This window comes from Aeromonas sp. MaB10011B (assembly GCF_017939325.1).
Lineage (GTDB): Bacteria > Pseudomonadota > Gammaproteobacteria > Enterobacterales > Aeromonadaceae > Aeromonas > Aeromonas caviae.
On record NZ_JAGKRK010000014.1, the window covers coordinates 21,334 to 40,452 of the forward strand.

Genomic DNA, 19,119 nt, shown 5'->3' on the forward strand with positions numbered 1-19,119 from the left:
CACTGGATTCCAGCAAATAACAACAAAGCACGGGAGGGATACCAGTGGTCGGGAAAAGTGTAAACACCAATGCAGAGACGGCTTGGCAGTGGATGTGCCAGCAAGAATCCTTTGATCTTTTGGAGTTAGCGGCAGCCAGCCCATTAAAGCTGGGGAATGTCTATCTGGTTGTTCGGCGCTGGTTGGCAAGTGGCCATCTGCGCTGTGTCTACCAGAAACCATTTGGTCGCCGTATATCGTTCCGGGGCAGTCGTTATCAGGTTGTGGATGCAGCGCTAACACCTCAATTCGGGTCAGGAAACCGCAGCACCAAGCACCGCAAGAAGCGGCGGATACGGCGCAAAACGGTTCAACAAAAGATGTGGAACACCATGAAAATCAGCCGTTTTTTCACCCTGAATGACCTCGCGATCACGTCTGGGGTAGATGACAGCGGCGCGAGTACCTTCACCACCTTCCTGGTCCGGGCTGGTTATGTCCGGCTGGTGGACAAGATTGAGCGTTTCAAAGTGAAGGGTGACCAGAATCGCTACCAGTTGGTCAGGGATACAGGGCGATTCGCCCCCATGGTCAGGGCCACACAGGGGGGATGCTGGGATCAAAACGAACAGCGTTTTTACCAGTTCGATATGAAGGAGGCCCCTCATGGACACGTGGCTTGAGGTTCTGCAAGCCGAGGTGGCGGCCAGCTCGTTGGCCGTGGTGGCCGACAAGCTCGGTCTGTCCCGCACCACCATCAGCCAGGTCTGTAACGAGAAGTACCCTGGCGATCTGGCGCGGGTACAGAAGCTGGTGGAGGGGAACCTGATGGGCCACAAGGTGACCTGCCCCATTCTGGGGGAGATCCCGGTGCATCAGTGCCTGGCCCATCAGCGCCGACGGGCGGATGAGGTCGGAACCAGACCGATGGATATCAAGCTCTGGAAGGCGTGCCACAGCGGCTGTCCCCATAGCCAGCTCAGCGAGGATCAGCAACTGCGCCGGCCGATGCGTCTCGCCGTCGAACAGAGCGGCAAAGGTGGAGACAGAAGCGCCCGTTATGACGCTGACGCCACCCTCTCCAGATTGCGCCGCCAGGCAAAAAGCGATGGTGAGAACGCCAGCAACAGCCTGCGCATTCTGGCAGAGCTGCTTGCCGAAGAGCTCAAAATCCTGGGCATCAAATACAACCGGTTGCTCGACAAGGTTGAGAAGCACGGCCAATAAACCAGCGGGCTCGGGGTGTGCGGTGGGCCCAGTGAGGCATCACAAGGAGATAGGGATGAACAGAAATCTGCAAAACACGGCCGACCAGCTGCGCCTCTGGTTGACGGCGAACGGTTGCAAGGTCCGCACCGGCCAGGTGCGCGATACCCCGCTGCTGATGGTGACCGGCCCCTTGCCGCCGGAGATGACCCGGCGGGCAGTGTGGGGGCGCGAGTACCTGGCTGGCGTGGTCAGCGAGGTGGCCATGGTGCGCTTTGGCGGTTGTGTCTTGCACTGGCGCCAGTGAGCGGCCACCGAACAACAACGGGATAAATCAAGGAGAGCCTTATGCAAGAAGCACAGACCAAAGACACGACCCCGATGCGGCAGAACGCCCAGGGTCACTGGGTACCGGAAAACCTGATCGCCCCGGCCGACAAGCTGCGCGATGAGGTGGTGATGGGCATCATCGCGGCTGCCAAGGAAGAGCGCTCACGCCTGGCGGCTTTCAAGATCGGCGCCATGCAGCAGATTGCCGACTTTGTGGACCTCTCGGCCGAGCGGTACGGGGTGGCCTGGGGTGGCACCAAGGGCAATGTGAACCTGCTCAGTTTCGACGGTCGCTACAAGCTGATCCGGGCCGTAGGGGAGCACCGCAAATTTGATGAACGGATCCAGGCGGCCAAGGTACTGATCGACCAGTGCATCGCCCGCTGGAGTGATGGCGCCAGCCCCGAGATCCGCGCCCTGGTGGACCACGCCTTTCGGGTTTCCAAGGCCGGTCATATCGACGTCAACCAGGTGCTCTCCCTGCGTCAGCTCAATATCGACGACGCCGACTGGGAGCAGGCCATGCAGGCGATCGCCGACGCCATCCAGGTGACCGGTACCAGCCAATATCTGCGGCTCTACGAGCGTGACGCCCAGGGGCGTTACATCCAGATGAGCCTGGATCTGGCGAAGTTGTAAGGGAGGAGTGCGTGATGGATATCAACGTAGAACAAGCCGAAGAGCAGCTGCAGCTCTGTGAACAGATCAGCGAGACCGAAGGCACCTGCTATCCCGATGACACCTATGAGGATGGTATCAAGGCCGCGTTGTTATGGGTGCTGGGGCTGGGCCCGGCGCCGCTGAGCGAAGAGGAGTACCAGGATCTGATGCCACTGCAGTTCGAGCAGTGACAGTGCGAAACAGGGCGGCCATGCCGCCCTGTCTGCCCGGCGTGGTGGTCGGGTACTGATGAGCAGCCGGAGGATGGATGGATAACGTGAAAGCACTTCTGAACACCAGCGTGGCCGATGCGAAAAGCTCCCTGGAATGCCTGCTGATGAATAATCCGCAGCAGGCTCTGGACGATGCGCAACTGGCCGTTGATTTCATCAATCAGTACGGTCAGGCCATCAATCAGAAGTCCAGGATGGCCATGCTGGCCACCATTGTGAGCAAGGCACGAAAGCGCCTGGTCAAGTAAGCGAAACGGGGGGCTCCCCCGTCTGCCCGGCGTGGTGGCCGGGCACTGATGAGCAGCCGACCTGGGCCCAGGTCTTCACCGCCTCGAACAAGGAGCACGGCGATGACCAAGATAGAGATGGATATTCGGCTTACCAAGATATTCAGTGCGGCCGCCATTGCACAGGCGACCCCTGACAAACGGGCTGTGTGCAGACAGCTCAAGCAGTTTGATAGAGAGGCCCGTGCGCAAGGGTTATTCGCCCTGGCAGGGGAGGCCAGCCAGATGCGCTGGCAACTCGTGGAGGAGCTGCAGCAAACCAGAGCCGCAGAGGTCAGTCATGGCGGCGTCTAATTGGCAGGCCCTGCTGGCCTATGTGATGAAGTTTGGCCCCTTGAACCAGCAAGGTGCCGAGCAGTGGCTCGATAGTCATTGCCCTGAGTGGCGCAACGGAAACGATGTGCCCGCCGGTCAAATCTGGGTGGCAAAAGTGGGGAGAAATCATGACAGCAAGCAATGAGCGTACCCGCTTGATCCGATTGGTACAGGTAGGCCGCCGCTCCCTGGGGCTGGATGAAGAAACCTATCGGGAGCTGCTGGCCCAGCAGAGCGGCAAGCGCTCTGCGGCAGAACTGACGATCCAGGAGCTGGACAAGGTGCTGCTGGCCATGAAGGGGGCGGGGTTTAAACCGACCGTTAAACGTGCCGTAAACGGGGGCAAGCAGAAGCGTTTAAGCCCTGCCAGCGGTACCCCGGTGCGGACGGCCGAGATAGGGGTGATCCGGGCCATCTGGATCACCATGGCCAAACACGGCCTGCTGCGTGATGGCAGTGAGACGGCGCTCGATCACTATGTGGAGCGCCAGACGGTGCGGCTCAACAAGGGGGTCGGGGTGGCCAGGGTGGCCTGGCTCGATGGTGCCCTCGCTTACTCGGTGCTGGAGTCCCTCAAACGCTGGCACAAACGGGCGATGGTTGAGGCGTTGCAGTCCGCCAAGCGGCGTGTTCCTGTCGGCAGGGGCGGTGCGGTGGCGGGCTATCAGGCCGTTGTGGTCGCCTTTGAGCAGATGCAGGCGGAGGTGCAACATGGATAGCAGCCAAGAGAATCTGGACCTGTTCGCCGATGACCATGAATCCTTGGGGCAGTTGGTGGACCGACTGGATCAGATCCCGGCGGCCGAGCTGACCGCCAAGTGGCCCAAGGCACTGGCCGAGCTGGTCGATGTGCTCGCCTGTGAGCTGGGGCGCGGCGGGATGGCGGCAGATAAGGCCTTGGCCCAGGCCCGTAAGCTGGCATTGGTGCAGGCCCACTATATGGGGGGCCGCGCTTATTACATCCCCACCGGCGATCATCTCAAGGCGGCGCTGCGGGACCGAGCCATCTGGGATGAGTTCAATGGCCGCAACATCGACCAGCTTGCCCGCAAGCACGGGCTCTCGGTACCGCAGACTTATGCAGTGGTGGCAGAACAGCGGCAGCTGACACGGCGCCGCCAGCAGCCTGACTTGTTCGGGTATCCATAGCGATGGCCCTCACGTTACGAACAAACCCCACAATAGCGGGGTTTTTCATTTGTAGATCTCTATCAACATTGGTCGTAGAATTTGTGACCCAATTTGGTTGTCGGATCTGCATGGTTCGCGTACAACTAGTCACAGAATCTTCTAAGGTCTCTTTTTCATCTATGACACTGCCGCAATCCAACATGAGTGAGTTGATGGACAAACTCACCCCTTACATTGAATCAAATGTAGCTATTGGAGAGCTTGAGCTAGCCCGTATCCGTAGAGAGATCAAGGTACTACATGATGCAGAAGAGCGAGCCTTACTCAATGCTTTGGCTTTAGGTGCGTATCAAGATGTTGATGGGGCAAGACGAGCTTTTGAGCATGCGGCCCATATGTATCCATCGTTGGTGATACTTATCAACTACAAGACCTATTTGAAGCATGTGGCAGATTACCCTAAGCTAGATGAGCTTGTGTACTCATTTGCGGATTCCTATGAGTCTATAGAGTTGGTTCGCCATGCAGTAGAACACGCTCTTTGGGTGAATCGGGATATAGAAAAGTACAATTACTTTTGTGTTAAATACATGAAGTACTTGAGTGTTGAAGAGCAGGCGTCTGAATCAGCGAGGTTTGTATCTGTGTTGAACGATCTGACCAGTTGCATGGAGCGCGTGGGGATAGGCACTCAAGATCTATCTCGCTTGTCTAATGTTGTCCATGAAGTCTCAGCTCTTAAAAGATTGTCACTGCTAGATAACCAAATTTCTGTACAAGGTGGAAATTTGGCTATGGTCATTTCGGTCGAGAAGGCAGACCCAGAAATATTGTGTGATGCCAACTTCGAGCTGGCCATGAGAATGGCTGAAGATGAAATGGTTTATGACAAACCCATGACCGCATTTTTCAAAGCATCAATGAATAATGATGCCATGATCGAGCAGAAGGGCTGATAGCTATGCCAGTTTGTGGCCAAGATTTCTATGATTTTGCAACCAAAGCAATAACATTCGGAGATGAAATTGCGTATAGGAATACTATCGCAAGGTCTTACTACGCGATGTATCACGAGGTTTTGGGCACTCTGGAGCATTGTCCAACATTCTCATCAAGCGGTCATAGAGGCCTGATTGACTATTTGAACTCCTCAAAAACTAAAGAGGCTTTTGAGGTTATGAAGCTGAGATCTTTGGCTGCGATATTGAGACAACAGAAAGCAAAGCGTTGTATAGCTGACTATCAGCTATCTGAGGATGTAACAGAATCCGATGCCAAAGAGAGTCTTCTTTTTGCTCAGAAGCTATTCGATAAATGTTTTGAAATGAGAAGCTCTAGGGGCTCAAAGGTTTCGTAAAACGAAGCATTAACCCACCATAAACCCCCTCCCTAAAGGCCCCTCGGTACGCTGCGATAACGCAGTTTATCGAGGGGCCTTTTATGTTGCCTGATACCTATCCCATAGCGCTTGCCTGGTTGCTTCGTCCCGATGTGGAAGGGGGCGAGGTCAACCACCCGGCCGACCGTGGCGGCCATACCAAGTTCGGCATGGCCGATGCCGCCGACGGCAAGAAAGACGGCATGCTCGATCTCGATCGCGATGGCCGGCCGGATATTGCCGTCGGCGATGCGACCCCTGCCCACGCCCAGCTGTTTTACCGAGCGAACTACTGGTTGCCCGCCCGTTGCGATCGGGTTGATAGCGTCTGCCCGCTGATTGCCATCGCCCTGTTCGACGGCGCCGTGCATCACGGCCCAGGCCGCTCGGTGCGTCAGTTGCAGCAGGCGCTCGGTGTCATGGTCGATGGGGTGCTGGGCTCGCAAACCTTGCGGGTGCTGGTTGCCAAGACCGGCCGGGACGGTGGCCGGGCCCTGCTGCTCGCACTGCTGGAGGTCCGCGCTGGTTTCATGCTTGGCATAGTGCGCAAAGACCCCAGTCAGTGGGCCAATGCCCATGGCTGGAGCAACCGCCTGCTGCGCCTGCAGAGTTACCTGCTCTCGACCCGATTCGGTGAGGGGGCGGCATGAGCAAACCCAGCCTCACCAACAAGCACCAACGGGCCCAGCAGCGGATCGAGGTGGCCGGTTATTTTGGCATCCCTGAGCTCAAGAACCCCCGTTACCTCGCCTGCTTCAAGGATGGGCGCCGCGCCCATCTCAAGGCCGCCCTGGCCGGTGCGGATCTGGAGGCCATCCCGCTCTACAGCCATCACGCCACTCGCCAATCCCTGTTTGAGCAGGGCTGGCGGTCGGTGGGCGAGCTGGATCGCCTGCGGGCCCGTGCCCGTCTTACCCCACCTCAACAGAAGGAAACCCATCATGCCTGATTCCCTGTTACCCCAAGCAAAGCCTGCGCTCCAAAGCCGCGCAGTGATCGGCGGCATCATTGCCGTGGGTGCCGGTATCGCCGGCCTGTTCGGCGTGCCGGTCGATGTCGGCACCCAAACCAGCCTGGTCTCCACCGCCGTGGATCTGGCCAGTGCCATCGGCGGCCTGCTGGCCATCTGGGGGCGCCTCAAGGCGACCCACGTCATCAAATAATCCATCAAGCAGGGCAGGAGACACCCTTGAGCGACCCCATAGACCGCGCCCAGCAGCTCGACGCCGAGCGGACCGGGCGCCTTATTGACGCCCACCGGGCAAGGCCCAAACCCCGTGGCGATGGCATCTGTTGCGATTGTGATGAGCCCATCCCGATTGCACGGCTGCATGCCGAACCCGATGCGCCGCGCTGCATCGAGTGCCAGACCCTATTCGAGCGCAAGGAGGCAATCCGTGTGGGATTTCATCGTTAAGAACTGGGGGCCCCTGTACGCCCTGGCCAGTCTGGTGGGGTTGATCGTCATCATCCTGCTCTCCAAGACCTATGCCAAGCGTGAGGATGTCACCGGCCTGGCCGCCAGGGTGGCCAGGGTCGAGCAGCAACTCTCGGATCTGCCGACCGAGAAGGAGTTGCACACCCTGCAACTGGAGATAAGCGAACTGCGCGGCGAGCTGCGGGCACTGGCGCCGGAGCTGCGCCAGGCCCGCCGCCTGGCCGACCTGCTGCTGGAAAATGAACTCAAGGAGAGACCATGAGCATTCAAGGAATATTGGACGCCCAGCAACGCCTGGTGATCTTGCGATCCTTGCTCGATATCGGCGGGGCGGCCAACGAGTCGATCCTCAATGACTGCCTCGATCAGCTGGGTACCGGCCGGGTATCCCGGGATCGGGTCAAGACCCTGCTGGCCTGGCTGGATGAGCAGGGGCTGGTGCGCATCGAACGCCTTGCCCAGGTGCAGGTGGCACACCTGACCGGTCGGGGCCAAGACGTGGCCGAAGGGCGATCCAGCGTACCTGGCGTCAAGAAGCCCAGGGCGGAGGATTGAGCATGGCCAAGCCAAAACCGAAACCGAAACCGTTAACCGCCCGCGAGCGTGAGTTGCTTTATCAGCTGGGGCTGGTGTTTAACGCGCTCAATATCGAGCAATCGGTACCGCATATGGCGGGTTTCGCTAATGCGGTGCGACGGGGCAACCCGGTGGCGGCGCAGGTAGAGAAAGCATTCAACCACCAGTTGAAAAAAGGCCTTAACGATATTCGGCAGACGTTTGAGCGCCAGAAACGTGAGGGGGTCAGCCATGAGCGATAAACCGACCCGGGGCCGGGCCAGCAAGGTGTGGCTGCTGCCCGAAGCTATCCGCAACGCCCTCAACGAGATGCTGCGCGACAAGGGCAACAGCCAGGCCGCCATCCTGGACGAGATCAATGGCCTTATCGAGGGTGCTGGGCTGCCCGATGATCTCAAGCTCTCCCGCTCAGGGCTCAGCCGCCACGCCAGCCAGGTGGAGCAGGTGGGTCAGCACCTGCGCGACTTGCGGGAGACCACGGCGGCGCTCACCTCCCAACTCGGTGACAAGCCGATGGGGGAGACCACCAAGCTCATCCTGGAACTCGGCCGCTCCCAGCTGTTCAAGGCAATGCTGGCCCAGGTGCAGAACCCGGAGGAAGCGGTGGATATCGACATGCTGAAAAACGCCATGTTGGCGGCCCAGCGCCTCGAATCCACCGCCATGCAGAGCCACAAGCGGGAGAAGGAGATCCGCCAGGCCTTTGCCGAGGAGGTAGCCGCCAAGACCGAGGCCATCGTCACCCAGGCGGGCTTGAGCGGTGAAGCCGCCGCCGCCATTCGCCGCGAAATCCTGGGGATTGCCTGATGACCACGATCGTACAGACCACTATCGCCCAGCAGTTGGCCCAGACCCTCGGTACCGAATACAGCCCTGACGAGGTGCTGCTGCCGTACCAGAAGATTTGGATTGCCGACGATAGCCCGCTCAAGATTGGCGAGAAGAGCCGCCGTACCGGTATCACCTGGGCGGAGGCGGCCGACGCCACGCTTACCGCTTCCAAATCCAAGCCAGCTGGCGGTTGCCACCACTTCTATGTGGGCAGCAACAAGGAGATGGCCCGGGAGTTTATCGATGCGGTGGCGATGTGGGCCAAGGCATTCAATAAGGCGGCCGGTGAGATCCAGGAGGAGGTGTTCACCGACGACGAGGACAAGGCGATCCTTACCTTCGTGGTCTATTTCGCCTCGGGCTTCAAGGTGCAGGCGCTCTCCAGCAACCCCTCCAACCTGCGGGGGATGCAGGGCAATGTCACTATCGATGAGGCCGCCTTCCACGACCGGCTGGCCGAGGTGCTGAAAGCCGCGCTGGCGTTGACTATGTGGGGCGCCAAGGTGCGCCTTATCAGCACCCACAACGGCGTGGACAACCTGTTTAACCAGCTGATCGGCGACAGCCGCGCCGGCAAGAAACGCTACTCCATCCACACCATCACACTCGATGACGCCTGCCGCCAGGGGCTCTATCGCCGCATTTGCCAGGTCAAAGGTATGTCCTGGTCCCAAGAGGCAGAGGAGGCCTGGAAGGCGGGCCTGCTCAAAGACACCGCCACCGAAGAGGATGCGCTGGAGGAGTATTTCTGCGTGCCCAAGCAGAGCAGCGGCGTCTATATCAAGCGCACCCTGATCGAGCGGGCCATGCAGCCGGACATCCCCATCCTGCGCTTCACGGCGCCGAAGGACTTCGAGCTGCAAAGCGAGGAGACCCGCAAGGCGGTGGCGGAGATCTGGTGTGAGGAGAATCTCAAGCCCCACCTGGAGGCGCTCGATCGCAGCTGCCGCCATGTGTTCGGCGAGGACTTCGCCCGCAAAGGGGATTTGTCGGTGTTCGTCCCGCTCTCCATCGCGACCAATCTGCGCAAACGGGTGCCCTTCGCGGTGGAACTGGTCAACGCCCCCTATGAGACCCAGCGCCAGATCCTGTTCACCCTGCTCTCGGGGCTGCACCGCTTCACGGCGGCCGCCTTCGATGCCACCGGCAACGGCGGTTATCTGGCGGAGGCGGCCCGGCTGCGCTGGGGCGCCGGGATGATCGAGTGCGTGATGCTCAATGACCCCTGGTATCGGGAGTGGATGCCCAAGCTCAAGGCCGAGTTCGAGGATGGCAACCTCATCATCCCGCGCCATGCGGACGTGCAGGACGACCTGGGCAAGATCCAGGTCATCAACGGGGTGCCCAAGATCGACAAGGGCAAGAACACCGGCCAGGGCGGCCAGCAGCGCCACGGCGACTTTGCGGTGGCCTTGGCCATGGCGGTGCGGGCCAGCTGGATGGAGGGGGGCGCCATCGAGTTCACCCCACTACCAGGTAAACGTGATGGCCATGGCAGTGACAACAACGATGACTATCACCGATATGAGAGAGGGGGCTGGTAATGGCCGGGATCATCGACATTTATGGCAAGCCGCTGCGCCTGCAGAAGGAGCCGCAGACCGAGAACGACGCCAAGCTGGCCCAGCTGCGCCGTCACTACAGCGAACACCCCACGGTGGGGCTCACCCCGGGCAAGGCGGCGGCAGCGCTGAAAGAGGCGGAGGAGGGGAGTCTCATCGCCCAGTGCGAGCTGGCCGAAGACATGGAGGAGAAGGACGCCCACCTGCAGAGCGAGCTTGGCAAGCGGCGCCGCTCCCTGCTCGGGGTGAGCTGGACCATAGAGCCGCCTCGCAATGCCACCCCCGCCGAGCAGCGCGACTGCGAGATGATCCGCGAGCTGCTGGAGGACTTCACCTGGTTGGATGACGTCCTCTTTGACGCCACCGATGCGGTGCTCAAGGGGTTCAGTGCCCAGGAGTTCAGCGGCTGGGAGATGGTGGAGGGGCTGCAGCTCCCCACCGGCATCGTCTGGCGTGATCCCGCCTGGTTCCAGACCCACCCGGATGACTGGAACCAGTTGCGGCTGCGGGATGGCAGCAAGGAGGGGGCGGCCCTCAACCCGTTTGGCTGGGTGGTCCACAAGGCCAAGTCAAAATCCGGCTATCTCGCCCGCACCGGCCTTATCCGCACCCTGGTCTGGCCCTTCCTGTTCAAGAACTACAGCGTGCGCGACTTGGCCGAGTTTCTGGAGATCTACGGCCTGCCGGTGCGCCTGGGCAAATACCCGGAAGGGGCCACCGAGAAGGAGAAGGCGACCCTGCTGCAGGCGGTGCTCTCCATCGGTCATAACGCCGGCGGCATCATCCCCCGGGGGATGGAAATCGAGTTCCAGAACGCGGCGAACGGCCAGGCCGACCCCTTTGTAGTGATGATGGACTGGTGCGAACGCTCCATGAGCAAGGCTATCCTGGGGGGCACCTTGACCAGCCAGGCAGACGGCAAGAGCTCGACCAATGCGCTCGGCAACGTGCATAACGAGGTACGCCAGGAGGTGCGGGATGCAGACCTGCGCCAGCTCGCCGCCACCCTGACCCGGGATCTGGTCTATCCGCTGTTTGCCCTGAACGGCAAGAGCTTCCAGGGGCCTCGCCGCTGCCCGCGCCTGGAGTTCGACGTGACCGAACCGGAGGACATGCGCGATCTGGCCTATCCGCTGCGGGCCCTGGTGGGGATGGGGATGCAGATCCCGGCGCAGTGGGTGCGCGACAAGCTGCAGATCCCGGCGCCCAAGGAAGGGGAAGAGGTGCTGGTCATCGTCGATAAGCAGGCAGGGACGGCGGCGCTCAAGGCTGGGATCCCCGCCCAAAGAATGGGCGTGGCCACTCTGGCGGCGGAGCGTCAGCCACTGGACAAGGCCGACCGTTTGACTGCACGGCTCAGTGCCGCAGGTGAAGATGTACTGGCAGGCTGGGCGGATGAGATCGAGCAACTACTGGGGGAGGTGGACTCCCTGGAGGAGTTTAGGGACCGGTTGCTGGAGCGTTATCGCAAGTTGCCAACCGATGAGCTGGCCATGTTGATGCAACGAGCGATGGTGGCCGCTGAACTGGCCGGCATGGCAGATGTGGGTCTGCCCGGGGAGGCGTGATGGCAAAGAGCACCAAGCGTAGCCGGCAGAGCCTGGGCCCCTTCATGAAGGGGCCAGAGGGGCCGATGGATGCCCGCTCTGGCAGCCAGTATTTTCAGCAGGCGATCGACTTTTTCCGGGACAAATTCAATGTCAAAGGGGAGTACTGGGATGCGCTCTGGCGTGGGCAACATGCCACGGCTTTCACTGTGGCCGGCGCCATGAAGGACGACCTGCTCTGTGACTTGCGCAAGAGTGTGGACAAGGCCATCGCCGAGGGGATGAGCCTTCGGGATTTTCGCGACGACTTCAAGTCTATCGTGGCCAAACACGGCTGGACCGGTTTCACCGGTGAGGGCAGTGAGGCCGGCCTGGCCTGGCGAGCCAAGGTGATCTACGACACCAACATGCGCCAGGCCTATAACGCCGGGCGCTGGCAGCAGTTGCAGCAGTTCCCGGTCTGGGTCTATCGCCACGGTGACAGCCGCAGCCCCCGCCCGGAGCACCTGTACTGGAACGGGGTCACGCTTTCCAGGGACGACCCCTGGTGGCAGACCCACTTCCCCCAGAACGGCTGGGGCTGCAAGTGCCGGGTCGAGGGTTATTCCAAGGTCAGGGCCAAGCTGAACGGGATCGAGGTGGGCGAGGCGCCTGACGATGGTCACTATGAGTACCTGAACAAGAAGACCGGCGAAGTGTCGCAGGTACCCAAGGGGATCGACCCCGGCTTTGACTACTCGGTGGGGGAGGCCAAGTTTGGGCGGCGGCTGGCAGAGGATGAGTTCGCCCAGTGGCAAGGTGAGCAGGGCAATGCCTGGCAGAGCCTGACCCCGGGGAATTGGAAGAGTGCAGGGCGCCCGGAACGGTTGGTGCCCAGGGGGCTCCCCCAGCCACTGCAACAACCGGTTGACCAGGCGGGGGTGATAGCGGCGGTGCGCTCCGCGCTGGGGGGCAATGAGGCGCTGATCACCTCGCCGGTAGGGACGGTGTTGGTGGATGCCGCAGTGCTGGGCCAGCACATTGCACCAGAGCGCACGGCCTATCTGCCTTTGTTGATGGACGCGCTGATGAACCCGCAGGAGATCTGGCAGAGCTTCGAGCAGCATACCGGGACGGGCAAGGTGGTGCTGCGCACCCGCTTTATCACGCTCTACCAGGTCAGAAAGGGTCATGCCGTGTTGGTGGCGTTCAATGCGGTGCGCGGTGTGCTCACCGCATGGACGCTGATTGGGACGTCAGACTTGAAGTATGTGGGCAGGCAGCGGGTGGGGCAGTTGATCCACATCGAGGATAAGGCCCTCACTCCCTGACCGCCGGGCGGGCTCTCCTGCTCGGGTATGGCGGCGGTCCGCACCCGTCTCGGATCGGGTTCAGTATGACGGTAACAGGATAAAGGAGGCAACATGGCAGGGGCATTCCTCACCATCACCCCATCAGGCTATGAGCCGGTGCTCGAACAGCTGCAGCGGTATTACGAGAAGAGCGGTGATCTGCGTCCGGTGCTGGCCGATATCGGGGAAATGTTGCTGACCAGCCATCGTGAGCGCTGGCAGGTCGAGCAGGCCCCCGATGGTACCCCTTGGCTGCCCCTGTCAGAGGAGACCATCGAGCGTAAAGGGCACGACTTGATCCTGCGCGAGCATGACTACCTGCGGGACATGCTCAACTACCAGGTCGATCCGCTGGCGCTCTACTTCGGCACCCCGGAGGAATATGGCGAATACCACCAGTTTGGTATGGGGGTACCGGAGCGGGCCTGGTTGGGGGCATCGTCCGCCGATCAGCAACAGGTGCTCGACCTGGTGGGTGGCTATCTGGAGGGGGAAGAGTCATAAATCGCTCAGGCGCCTCAGAATGCGTTTGCGGAGGCAGGGCCGGTGCGATGGCATGGCCCGACCGCTCTTCGCACAGCAAAACGGTGTTTAAACACCATTAAACAGTGCCGGCACCCCCTGCTGTTGCAGTAACCCACCATAAACCCCACCTCAAGCTCCCCTCCCTAACACTGGCACCAGTGATTTTTGCTGTGACCAGCCGGAGTGAGAGTGATGCCCCCATCTGCGATTGCCGTAGCCATCTTGAATGCCAGACCCACCACCCTGGGGCTGGCTGTGCTCGATGCGCAGCTTACCCAGCAAGATGACGGTTGGTATCAACTGCTGCCGGTCGGCCCGTTCAAGGCCAGGGATGGCCGCCCCTTTGACGTGCCTGGCGGTCACTGGCAGCTGGACAAGACCATCGCCACCACCCTGATCAACCGGGCCAAGGCACTCGGCCAGGACATCCTCATCGACTACGACCACCAGACCCTCAATGTCGAAAAGACGGGCAAGGAGGCCCCGGCCGCCGGTTGGTACAACGGTGACGAAATCGAGTGGCGCGAGGGCCAGGGCCTCTTTATCAAGCCCCGCTGGACCGAGCGGGCCGCCGCCCTGGTCGCGGCCAAAGAGTATCGCTTCCTCTCTGCCGTCTTCCCCTATGACGCCCAGGGCCGCCCCCTGGAGCTGCGCATGACCTCCATCACCAACGATCCCGGGGTGGTGGGCATGCAGGCGCTAGCGGCCTTGAGTGCACAACTGATCCAACCCGGCCAGCCGGCCACCCTCACCAAGGAGAACTCCATGAATGAACTGCTGAAAAAGCTGCTGGCCAAGCTCGGCATCGAGCTGACCGGTGACCCCACCGACGAGCAACTGCAGAAGGCGCTCACCGAGCTCGACAGCCTGCAGGCCAGCGCCAAGAAGGCGCCGGAGCTGGAGGCGGCGCTCTCGGCCGAGAAGACCGCTCTGGCCGCCCTCAAGGCACAGACGACGTCAGTACAACAAGGAGCCCAGGTTGACCTGGCGCAATACGTGCCGGTGGCGACCTATAACGCCCTGGTCACCCAGGTGGCGGCCCTGACCGCCCAGGTGGACACCACCGACGCCGCGACCCTTATCAAGGAGGCCCGCACCGCCGGCAAGGTGGTGGCGGCCGAAGAGGAGTACCTGACCGCCTACGCCGCCCAGAAGGGGGTGGCAGCCCTCAAGGCCTTGCTGGACCCGCGCCCGGCCATCGCCGCGCTCACGGCGAGCCAGACCGCCGCCGTCACCCTGCCGGAGAAGAAAGGGGAGGCCGTGCTCTCGGCCGAGGACAAGTACGCCGCCGACCAGCTCGGCATCAGCCACGAGGACTTTGCCAAGGCCAAGGCCTGAGCACGCCCCGATTCACGTGAAGGCAGTTCCGTTTAACCAGAGAAGGAATAGACCATGGCCATGATTACCCCCGCGCTGCTGCAGTCCCTCTTCACCGGCTTCAAGAAGAACTTTGAAGACGCCAAGAGCGAGGCGCCGAGTCAGTACACCAAGATCGCCACCGTGATCAAATCGACCACCAAGTCCAACACCTATGGCTGGCTCGGCAAGTTCCCGAGCTTGCGCAAGTGGATCGGGGATCGGGTGATCGAGTCGATGAAGGCGCACGGTTACCAGATCGTCAACGAAGACTTCGAGGCCACTGTGGGGGTCGATCGCAACGATATCGAGGACGACGAGCTGGGCATCTATGCCCCGCTGTTCGCCGAGATGGGGCGCTCGGCCGGGGTGCATCCCGACGAGCTCTGCTTCGGCCTGCTGGGGGCTGGCTTTACCACCCCCTGCTACGACGGCCAGTACTTCTTCGACACCGACCACCCGGTCTACCCCAAGGCCGATGGCACCGGTTCCCCGACGATGGTGGCCAACCTGGTGGTGGATGGCGCCTATACCGGCGAGTCCTGGTATCTGCTCGATACCAGCCGCGCCCTCAAGCCCGTGATCTTCCAGGATCGCAAGTCGCCGCAGCTCATCGCCATGACCAAGATTGACGACGAGGCGGTGTTCACCCGCAAGGAGTTCCGCTACGGGGTGGATTGCCGCGATGCCGCCGGCTTCGGCTTCTGGCAACTGGCGTTCGCCAACAAGCGGGCGCTGACCCCCGATAACCTGTGGGATGCCTTCAGCCGGATGCGGGAGTTCCAGGCAGACGGTGGCCGCAAGCTCGGCATCAAGCCGACCTTGTTGGTGGTGCCGGCGTCGCTTGAGAAGCTGGCGACCCAGATGCTGGAGCGCGAGCTCTCCGAGAACTCCAGCAACGAGCTCAAGGGCAAGCTGGAACTGGTGGTGGCTGACTACCTGTAAGCGCTGTTTAACGGCGGGGTTAAACGTGCGCAGTACAGGCGTTTACCCCCCGTTTAAACCGGATCCTGGATGGAACGAGACAGAGGGAAACATGAGATGGAACACGAGATGGAACAGGCTATTCGAGTTGGCATCACATCAACAGTTCGTCAGCTCTATTATCGCGCGGGCCTGGCGATTGCACCTGGTAAGTCTGAGCTGGCTGTGTCGCCTGTGCAGTGCGAGACCCTGGAGGCCGATCCGCGCCTGGTGGTCACCCGCCTGGGTCAAGACGTCGCCCTCGCGTCGACTGATGCACCGCAGACGAACGGGGATCTGGACGCAGCAGTGGGCGGCCTGAGCCCGGCCCCTGATGCGGCAGAGCCTGCAGCCGCACCCGTCAGCAGCAAGGGCAAAGGCAAATGAGCTACGCCAGCGTCAGCGATATGGTGACCCGCTTTGGCGAGGCGGAGCTGTTGCGCCTCGCCATGACCCCGGCCGGCGAGCTGGATGAAGCGGCGATCACCGTCGCCCTGCAGGACGCCAGCGCCCTGATCGATGGCTACCTGGCGGGACGCTACCCGTTGCCGCTGGCCCATGTGCCGAGCGCCCTGGTCCCCATCTGCGCCGACATTGCCCGCCACCGCCTCTATGGCGAGCAGGCACCGGAACAGATAGCCAAGCGCTATGAGGCGGCCCTGGCCTTCCTGAAATCGGTGGGCAAGGGGGAGCTGGCGCTGGGCCTCGCGGCCGATGGTGAGCAGGTGGAGAGCCAGAACCTGGCCCAGCTGCAGTCCGATGGCCGGGTCTTTGGCCGGGGCAGTGGGGGCTTCCTATGAGCGGACCCACATCCAGCCCGGCTGAGCTCGATTACCTGGCGGCGGGGGAGGCCCTCAAGGGGCTGCTGCTGCCGCTTAAGTCGCAGGGGCTCAAGGAGGTGTTTGTGGCCACCGACATGGCGGCCGCCGCCAACCTGGCGCAGGTTCATCCGGCCATCCACATCCTCTACCAAGGGGAGCGGCCGCTGGAGGGCAGTCAGTCCGGGCGGGTGAGCCACTTCGAGCAGAGCTGGCTGGTGCTGCTGGTGCACCGTGCCACCCCGAACCAGCCCCGTGCCGGGGTGTGGATGGGGCGCATCCTGCAGGCCGTAGCGGGGCGACCTTATGAGAGCAGCGTGTTCAGTCGGGCGGCGAGTCCTGCCCGACCGAGTTACCAGGGCGGGGTGGCATTTCTGCCGCTCGCCTTCAATGTGACCGTGAAATTCAAAGGAGAACGCTGATGAGCGAAACACTGCACCTGGAAGGGGATCTCTTTATCGAGACCTTCACCAACAACGTCTCGAACGGGGTGATTGGCCCGGTGGACGTCAACAGCCTGGAGGTCAAACCCGACAGCGACAAGATCAGCATCCCGAGCAAGCGCAAGGGCAAGCTCGGTCAGGCGCGGGAAACCTACTTCGTGCCCAAGCCGGCCACGGTCAGCATCAAGACCAGCGAGATCCCGCCGGTGCTGCTGGCCGCCGCTTTTATGGGGCTGGAGAGCCCCATCAACCAGGGCGCGGGGACGCTTACCGAGGTGCCGGTGACCCTGCCGGCACACCCCAAGTGGGTGAGCCTGGGCAAAACCAATCTGTCGGCCACCGGTCTGGTGGTGAAAGAGGGCTCCACCTCTTTGGTGCTGGGTACCGACTTCGAGATCAACTATGCCCTGGGGTTGCTGCGCGCCACCAAGGCGGGAGCCGTGGCAGACGGCGGACCGGTGACCGTCAGTGCCAGCTATAACGCCGTCACCGGCACGCGCATCGCCGGCAACGTGCAGCCGGAGGTGAAGGCGAAGCTGACTCTGGACGGGCGCAGTGTGATCGGCGGGGAGTCCATCCTGCTGACGGTACCCCGCGCCTCGCTGGCCCCCAAGAAGGCGGTGGATTTCCTCAGTGACAAGCCCATCGAGATCGAACTGGAGGGTGAGCTGCTGGCCCTGGATGGCGAGGATGCGCCTTTCTATGTGGATCGGCCGGAGACGGTGTGAAAGGTGGTGCAATGAAAACGGCGGGGAGACCCGCCGTTTTAACTTAATACATTCACATCATGATGAAGCTAGCAGTCTTTGCGAATTCAATGAACAAGCAAATCTTTTGGCATTAGACATTACGTCACTTGCTCGAACCCTTACTTTCACCGCTTAAATAACCAATTGTCCCAGTTATTCCCGCAGTTATGATAGGACCAAATATAACCCAAACATCCTTTGCTACGTTGGCATCATAGAAAAACATCGCTCCACCAAACGCAGCCAGTACCACACATGTTGCCCCAACAAACCATAAAACACCTACTTTTACCGTTACTTCACCCGCCGCACGTATTTGTGCGGGAGTTTTAGGTTTAGATGCGTCCGCAAGTACTTTTTGCCAAGCCTGTGATTCCGTAGGTTGAGCACTAGAACTGTTGGGTATCTGAGGTGGAGTAGTTGATGTGCCGTTGCTCATTTTATCAGCCCTTTAATCTGGTCTGGACCATAAGTGGGCATGAATTTTGTTATTAATGAAAGGACTTCCTCCTGTTTTAGAGGCGTGTCAGTGGGGATGTTGTTTATATCTCGCTCGATATAAACCCCTTTTTCCTCTTGAATGAATATCATTGAGGCAGTATTTATTGAAATAATATTATTTAATTCCAGCCCGTGCGACTCAGCCCTTTTGTTATATCGAAAATTTATTTCTTCCGCAGTGCTTAAATCTTGTTTAAGGTATTTTCTGCTTATGCTTGATGAAGCATTTTTGTCTTGGATAAAGAAACTACCAACGAGACCAAATCTAACAATTGGTATCCGAGAAAATACTGATTTGACGAATAATGTGGATTTTGAGGAAAAATCCTTCATCAGTTCAGGCCACTCTAACTCTGGTGCTCCAACCTCATTGAATATTAGGTCAATTCTAGATGCTGCGATGTTGCAGTTGTAACGGTCATTTCCTGAGCGTAAAGTGACTCGTGGAATATCGTGCGGAGCCTCAAATGGTAGTGGTATGATCTGCGGCATGCCATCAAATAAATTCCCCATATCATTATTTATGGGGCTGTAGTGAATGTCTGGGCGTGCTTCTGGTATTTGAAAAAACAATGCTAGTTGTAGTTTAATGATTTTTTCCATTGCGAGTCACTCGATGATGCCGAAATTAAGGTGGGTGTTAAGTTGTTACGGGACTCTACCACATACCAACAATCTAGTCGCACAGCATAATCGGAATGAATGACATTGGCTACCATGAAATAAACTAGTGTTCAAAAGGTTATCTTTGAAGGCTTTGTCTCTGGAAACGGTGCGCGTTTTTCGCCGTACCTGTAATCAGGTCAGGAATATGGTTTGTACAAGTATCTAGAGTCGTAGAATGAATTAGTGCTACATAACAGAATGTTCATAGGCTTCCTGTGACGTATCTCTGTAATCCATCATAAATCCCCGCCTTTGCCCATCCCGTTATCATGGGGCATCTCCTAATCGCTCGGG

General features: G+C 60.0%; 31 protein-coding genes and 2 other RNA genes. 31 read left to right on the forward strand and 2 right to left on the reverse strand.

Going from position 1 to position 19,119, the window contains the following annotated elements; all coding sequences use genetic code 11:
- The first annotated feature begins 44 nt into the window (after nucleotides 1–44).
- The 31 genes from J9893_RS06415 to J9893_RS06565 all read left to right on the forward strand — a co-directional run bounded on the left by J9893_RS06415 (nucleotide 45) and on the right by J9893_RS06565 (nucleotide 17,637).
- Entirely contained in the window at nucleotides 45–662 is a 618-nt protein-coding gene (locus J9893_RS06415; protein WP_210600162.1) for a hypothetical protein, read from the forward strand.
- Nucleotides 646–1,206, forward strand: coding sequence for a transcriptional regulator (locus J9893_RS06420; RefSeq protein ID WP_210600161.1), 561 nt, complete (start codon nucleotides 646–648; stop codon nucleotides 1,204–1,206). Before J9893_RS06415 ends, J9893_RS06420 begins: the two co-directional genes overlap by 17 nt.
- Nucleotides 1,207–1,261: 55 nt before the next feature.
- Nucleotides 1,262–1,492, forward strand: coding sequence for a hypothetical protein (locus J9893_RS06425; RefSeq protein ID WP_042074593.1), 231 nt, complete (start codon nucleotides 1,262–1,264; stop codon nucleotides 1,490–1,492).
- A gap of 41 nt (nucleotides 1,493–1,533) precedes the next feature.
- Nucleotides 1,534–2,154: a DUF3164 family protein gene (locus J9893_RS06430; RefSeq protein WP_210600160.1), complete on the forward strand. Its 621-nt coding sequence runs from the start codon at nucleotides 1,534–1,536 to the stop codon at nucleotides 2,152–2,154.
- 14 nt (nucleotides 2,155–2,168) lie between these two features.
- Complete coding sequence (locus J9893_RS06435) at nucleotides 2,169–2,366, forward strand: hypothetical protein (protein ID WP_042074589.1); 198 nt, start codon at nucleotides 2,169–2,171, stop codon at nucleotides 2,364–2,366.
- Nucleotides 2,367–2,368: 2 nt separating this feature from the next.
- An RNA gene (locus J9893_RS06440) (hammerhead ribozyme type II) lies at nucleotides 2,369–2,438 on the forward strand.
- 5 nt (nucleotides 2,439–2,443) lie between these two features.
- On the forward strand, nucleotides 2,444–2,656 hold the full coding sequence (locus tag J9893_RS06445; RefSeq protein ID WP_128342244.1) for a hypothetical protein: 213 nt from the start codon (nucleotides 2,444–2,446) through the stop codon (nucleotides 2,654–2,656).
- Nucleotides 2,655–2,718, forward strand: an RNA gene (locus tag J9893_RS06450) — hammerhead ribozyme type II. The genes J9893_RS06445 and J9893_RS06450 overlap by 2 nt, the downstream gene beginning before the upstream one ends.
- A 40-nt stretch (nucleotides 2,719–2,758) precedes the next feature.
- A complete protein-coding gene (locus J9893_RS06455; RefSeq protein ID WP_210600159.1) occupies nucleotides 2,759–2,989 on the forward strand; it encodes a hypothetical protein in 231 nt (76 codons plus the stop codon).
- Nucleotides 2,976–3,155, forward strand: coding sequence for a hypothetical protein (locus J9893_RS06460; RefSeq protein WP_210600158.1), 180 nt, complete (start codon nucleotides 2,976–2,978; stop codon nucleotides 3,153–3,155). Before J9893_RS06455 ends, J9893_RS06460 begins: the two co-directional genes overlap by 14 nt.
- Complete coding sequence (locus J9893_RS06465) at nucleotides 3,139–3,729, forward strand: regulatory protein GemA (RefSeq protein ID WP_210600157.1); 591 nt, start codon at nucleotides 3,139–3,141, stop codon at nucleotides 3,727–3,729. Before J9893_RS06460 ends, J9893_RS06465 begins: the two co-directional genes overlap by 17 nt.
- Nucleotides 3,722–4,159, forward strand: a complete 438-nt coding sequence (locus tag J9893_RS06470) for a Mor transcription activator family protein (protein WP_210600156.1) — start codon at nucleotides 3,722–3,724, stop codon at nucleotides 4,157–4,159. The genes J9893_RS06465 and J9893_RS06470 overlap by 8 nt, the downstream gene beginning before the upstream one ends.
- Nucleotides 4,160–4,353: 194 nt before the next feature.
- Entirely contained in the window at nucleotides 4,354–5,097 is a 744-nt protein-coding gene (locus tag J9893_RS06475; protein ID WP_210600155.1) for a hypothetical protein, read from the forward strand.
- Between the two features lie 484 nt (nucleotides 5,098–5,581).
- The gene (locus J9893_RS06480) at nucleotides 5,582–6,169 is read left to right on the forward strand and encodes a glycosyl hydrolase 108 family protein (RefSeq protein WP_210600154.1); all 588 of its coding nucleotides are present in this window, start codon (nucleotides 5,582–5,584) and stop codon (nucleotides 6,167–6,169) included.
- Entirely contained in the window at nucleotides 6,166–6,468 is a 303-nt protein-coding gene (locus J9893_RS06485; protein WP_210600153.1) for a hypothetical protein, read from the forward strand. Before J9893_RS06480 ends, J9893_RS06485 begins: the two co-directional genes overlap by 4 nt.
- Nucleotides 6,461–6,682 (forward strand): hypothetical protein, encoded by a 222-nt coding sequence (locus J9893_RS06490; RefSeq protein WP_010674002.1) that lies wholly within the window; start codon nucleotides 6,461–6,463, stop codon nucleotides 6,680–6,682. Before J9893_RS06485 ends, J9893_RS06490 begins: the two co-directional genes overlap by 8 nt.
- A gap of 26 nt (nucleotides 6,683–6,708) precedes the next feature.
- Nucleotides 6,709–6,936, forward strand: a complete 228-nt coding sequence (locus J9893_RS06495; protein WP_042074576.1) for a TraR/DksA family transcriptional regulator — start codon at nucleotides 6,709–6,711, stop codon at nucleotides 6,934–6,936.
- Nucleotides 6,917–7,219 carry a DUF2730 family protein gene (locus J9893_RS06500; protein WP_081332095.1) on the forward strand — a complete coding sequence of 101 codons (303 nt, stop codon included), beginning with the start codon at nucleotides 6,917–6,919 and terminating at the stop codon, nucleotides 7,217–7,219. The genes J9893_RS06495 and J9893_RS06500 overlap by 20 nt, the downstream gene beginning before the upstream one ends.
- Complete coding sequence (locus J9893_RS06505; RefSeq protein ID WP_104452627.1) at nucleotides 7,216–7,512, forward strand: hypothetical protein; 297 nt, start codon at nucleotides 7,216–7,218, stop codon at nucleotides 7,510–7,512. The genes J9893_RS06500 and J9893_RS06505 overlap by 4 nt, the downstream gene beginning before the upstream one ends.
- 2 nt (nucleotides 7,513–7,514) lie before the next feature.
- A complete protein-coding gene (locus tag J9893_RS06510) occupies nucleotides 7,515–7,775 on the forward strand; it encodes a hypothetical protein (protein WP_210600152.1) in 261 nt (86 codons plus the stop codon).
- Nucleotides 7,765–8,340 carry a DUF3486 family protein gene (locus tag J9893_RS06515; RefSeq protein ID WP_210600151.1) on the forward strand — a complete coding sequence of 192 codons (576 nt, stop codon included), beginning with the start codon at nucleotides 7,765–7,767 and terminating at the stop codon, nucleotides 8,338–8,340. The genes J9893_RS06510 and J9893_RS06515 overlap by 11 nt, the downstream gene beginning before the upstream one ends.
- Nucleotides 8,340–9,908: a terminase family protein gene (locus tag J9893_RS06520; protein WP_210600150.1), complete on the forward strand. Its 1,569-nt coding sequence runs from the start codon at nucleotides 8,340–8,342 to the stop codon at nucleotides 9,906–9,908. The genes J9893_RS06515 and J9893_RS06520 overlap by 1 nt, the downstream gene beginning before the upstream one ends.
- Complete coding sequence (locus J9893_RS06525; protein WP_210600149.1) at nucleotides 9,908–11,494, forward strand: DUF935 domain-containing protein; 1,587 nt, start codon at nucleotides 9,908–9,910, stop codon at nucleotides 11,492–11,494. The genes J9893_RS06520 and J9893_RS06525 overlap by 1 nt, the downstream gene beginning before the upstream one ends.
- Entirely contained in the window at nucleotides 11,494–12,783 is a 1,290-nt protein-coding gene (locus J9893_RS06530; protein WP_210600148.1) for a PBECR2 nuclease fold domain-containing protein, read from the forward strand. The genes J9893_RS06525 and J9893_RS06530 overlap by 1 nt, the downstream gene beginning before the upstream one ends.
- Before the next feature lie 93 nt (nucleotides 12,784–12,876).
- A complete protein-coding gene (locus J9893_RS06535) occupies nucleotides 12,877–13,308 on the forward strand; it encodes a phage virion morphogenesis protein (protein ID WP_210600147.1) in 432 nt (143 codons plus the stop codon).
- A 213-nt stretch (nucleotides 13,309–13,521) separates the two neighbouring features.
- Nucleotides 13,522–14,667, forward strand: a complete 1,146-nt coding sequence (locus J9893_RS06540; protein WP_210600146.1) for a phage protease — start codon at nucleotides 13,522–13,524, stop codon at nucleotides 14,665–14,667.
- A 54-nt stretch (nucleotides 14,668–14,721) separates the two neighbouring features.
- On the forward strand, nucleotides 14,722–15,630 hold the full coding sequence (locus J9893_RS06545; RefSeq protein ID WP_210600145.1) for a Mu-like prophage major head subunit gpT family protein: 909 nt from the start codon (nucleotides 14,722–14,724) through the stop codon (nucleotides 15,628–15,630).
- Nucleotides 15,631–15,726: 96 nt separating this feature from the next.
- Entirely contained in the window at nucleotides 15,727–16,035 is a 309-nt protein-coding gene (locus J9893_RS06550; RefSeq protein WP_246875516.1) for an HI1506-related protein, read from the forward strand.
- Nucleotides 16,032–16,448: a phage protein Gp36 family protein gene (locus tag J9893_RS06555; protein WP_210600144.1), complete on the forward strand. Its 417-nt coding sequence runs from the start codon at nucleotides 16,032–16,034 to the stop codon at nucleotides 16,446–16,448. The genes J9893_RS06550 and J9893_RS06555 overlap by 4 nt, the downstream gene beginning before the upstream one ends.
- Nucleotides 16,445–16,888, forward strand: a complete 444-nt coding sequence (locus tag J9893_RS06560) for a hypothetical protein (RefSeq protein ID WP_210600143.1) — start codon at nucleotides 16,445–16,447, stop codon at nucleotides 16,886–16,888. Before J9893_RS06555 ends, J9893_RS06560 begins: the two co-directional genes overlap by 4 nt.
- Nucleotides 16,888–17,637, forward strand: a complete 750-nt coding sequence (locus J9893_RS06565) for a hypothetical protein (RefSeq protein ID WP_210600142.1) — start codon at nucleotides 16,888–16,890, stop codon at nucleotides 17,635–17,637. Before J9893_RS06560 ends, J9893_RS06565 begins: the two co-directional genes overlap by 1 nt.
- Nucleotides 17,638–17,761: 124 nt before the next feature.
- Here J9893_RS06565 and J9893_RS06570 read toward each other — a convergent pair whose 3' ends face one another.
- Together J9893_RS06570 and J9893_RS06575 are read right to left on the reverse strand one after the other, a co-directional pair.
- Complete coding sequence (locus J9893_RS06570) at nucleotides 17,762–18,097, reverse strand: hypothetical protein (protein ID WP_210600141.1); 336 nt, start codon at nucleotides 18,095–18,097, stop codon at nucleotides 17,762–17,764.
- Entirely contained in the window at nucleotides 18,094–18,762 is a 669-nt protein-coding gene (locus J9893_RS06575; RefSeq protein ID WP_210600140.1) for a hypothetical protein, read from the reverse strand. Before J9893_RS06575 ends, J9893_RS06570 begins: the two co-directional genes overlap by 4 nt.
- Nucleotides 18,763–19,119: the final 357 nt, after the last annotated feature.

Bases quoted from the DNA above. Each gene is read 5' to 3' on its own strand.
- J9893_RS06485 (WP_210600153.1), top strand. From the start codon at position 6,166: ATGAGCAAACCCAGCCTCACCAACAAGCACCAACGGGCCCAGCAGCGG.
- J9893_RS06510 (WP_210600152.1), top strand. From the start codon at position 7,515: ATGGCCAAGCCAAAACCGAAACCGAAACCGTTAACCGCCCGCGAGCGT.
- J9893_RS06465 (WP_210600157.1), top strand. From the start codon at position 3,139: ATGACAGCAAGCAATGAGCGTACCCGCTTGATCCGATTGGTACAGGTA.
- J9893_RS06505 (WP_104452627.1), top strand. From the start codon at position 7,216: ATGAGCATTCAAGGAATATTGGACGCCCAGCAACGCCTGGTGATCTTG.
- J9893_RS06455 (WP_210600159.1), top strand. From the start codon at position 2,759: ATGACCAAGATAGAGATGGATATTCGGCTTACCAAGATATTCAGTGCG.
- J9893_RS06575 (WP_210600140.1), bottom strand. From the start codon at position 18,762: ATGGAAAAAATCATTAAACTACAACTAGCATTGTTTTTTCAAATACCA.
- J9893_RS06540 (WP_210600146.1), top strand. From the start codon at position 13,522: ATGCCCCCATCTGCGATTGCCGTAGCCATCTTGAATGCCAGACCCACC.
- J9893_RS06470 (WP_210600156.1), top strand. From the start codon at position 3,722: ATGGATAGCAGCCAAGAGAATCTGGACCTGTTCGCCGATGACCATGAA.
- J9893_RS06550 (WP_246875516.1), top strand. From the start codon at position 15,727: ATGGAACACGAGATGGAACAGGCTATTCGAGTTGGCATCACATCAACA.
- J9893_RS06565 (WP_210600142.1), top strand. From the start codon at position 16,888: ATGAGCGAAACACTGCACCTGGAAGGGGATCTCTTTATCGAGACCTTC.
- J9893_RS06435 (WP_042074589.1), top strand. From the start codon at position 2,169: ATGGATATCAACGTAGAACAAGCCGAAGAGCAGCTGCAGCTCTGTGAA.
- J9893_RS06515 (WP_210600151.1), top strand. From the start codon at position 7,765: ATGAGCGATAAACCGACCCGGGGCCGGGCCAGCAAGGTGTGGCTGCTG.
- J9893_RS06520 (WP_210600150.1), top strand. From the start codon at position 8,340: ATGACCACGATCGTACAGACCACTATCGCCCAGCAGTTGGCCCAGACC.
- J9893_RS06420 (WP_210600161.1), top strand. From the start codon at position 646: ATGGACACGTGGCTTGAGGTTCTGCAAGCCGAGGTGGCGGCCAGCTCG.
- J9893_RS06460 (WP_210600158.1), top strand. From the start codon at position 2,976: ATGGCGGCGTCTAATTGGCAGGCCCTGCTGGCCTATGTGATGAAGTTT.
- J9893_RS06475 (WP_210600155.1), top strand. From the start codon at position 4,354: ATGGACAAACTCACCCCTTACATTGAATCAAATGTAGCTATTGGAGAG.
- J9893_RS06560 (WP_210600143.1), top strand. From the start codon at position 16,445: ATGAGCGGACCCACATCCAGCCCGGCTGAGCTCGATTACCTGGCGGCG.
- J9893_RS06555 (WP_210600144.1), top strand. From the start codon at position 16,032: ATGAGCTACGCCAGCGTCAGCGATATGGTGACCCGCTTTGGCGAGGCG.
- J9893_RS06445 (WP_128342244.1), top strand. From the start codon at position 2,444: ATGGATAACGTGAAAGCACTTCTGAACACCAGCGTGGCCGATGCGAAA.
- J9893_RS06525 (WP_210600149.1), top strand. From the start codon at position 9,908: ATGGCCGGGATCATCGACATTTATGGCAAGCCGCTGCGCCTGCAGAAG.
- J9893_RS06480 (WP_210600154.1), top strand. From the start codon at position 5,582: ATGTTGCCTGATACCTATCCCATAGCGCTTGCCTGGTTGCTTCGTCCC.
- J9893_RS06490 (WP_010674002.1), top strand. From the start codon at position 6,461: ATGCCTGATTCCCTGTTACCCCAAGCAAAGCCTGCGCTCCAAAGCCGC.
- J9893_RS06425 (WP_042074593.1), top strand. From the start codon at position 1,262: ATGAACAGAAATCTGCAAAACACGGCCGACCAGCTGCGCCTCTGGTTG.
- J9893_RS06570 (WP_210600141.1), bottom strand. From the start codon at position 18,097: ATGAGCAACGGCACATCAACTACTCCACCTCAGATACCCAACAGTTCT.
- J9893_RS06430 (WP_210600160.1), top strand. From the start codon at position 1,534: ATGCAAGAAGCACAGACCAAAGACACGACCCCGATGCGGCAGAACGCC.
- J9893_RS06535 (WP_210600147.1), top strand. From the start codon at position 12,877: ATGGCAGGGGCATTCCTCACCATCACCCCATCAGGCTATGAGCCGGTG.
- J9893_RS06530 (WP_210600148.1), top strand. From the start codon at position 11,494: ATGGCAAAGAGCACCAAGCGTAGCCGGCAGAGCCTGGGCCCCTTCATG.
- J9893_RS06545 (WP_210600145.1), top strand. From the start codon at position 14,722: ATGGCCATGATTACCCCCGCGCTGCTGCAGTCCCTCTTCACCGGCTTC.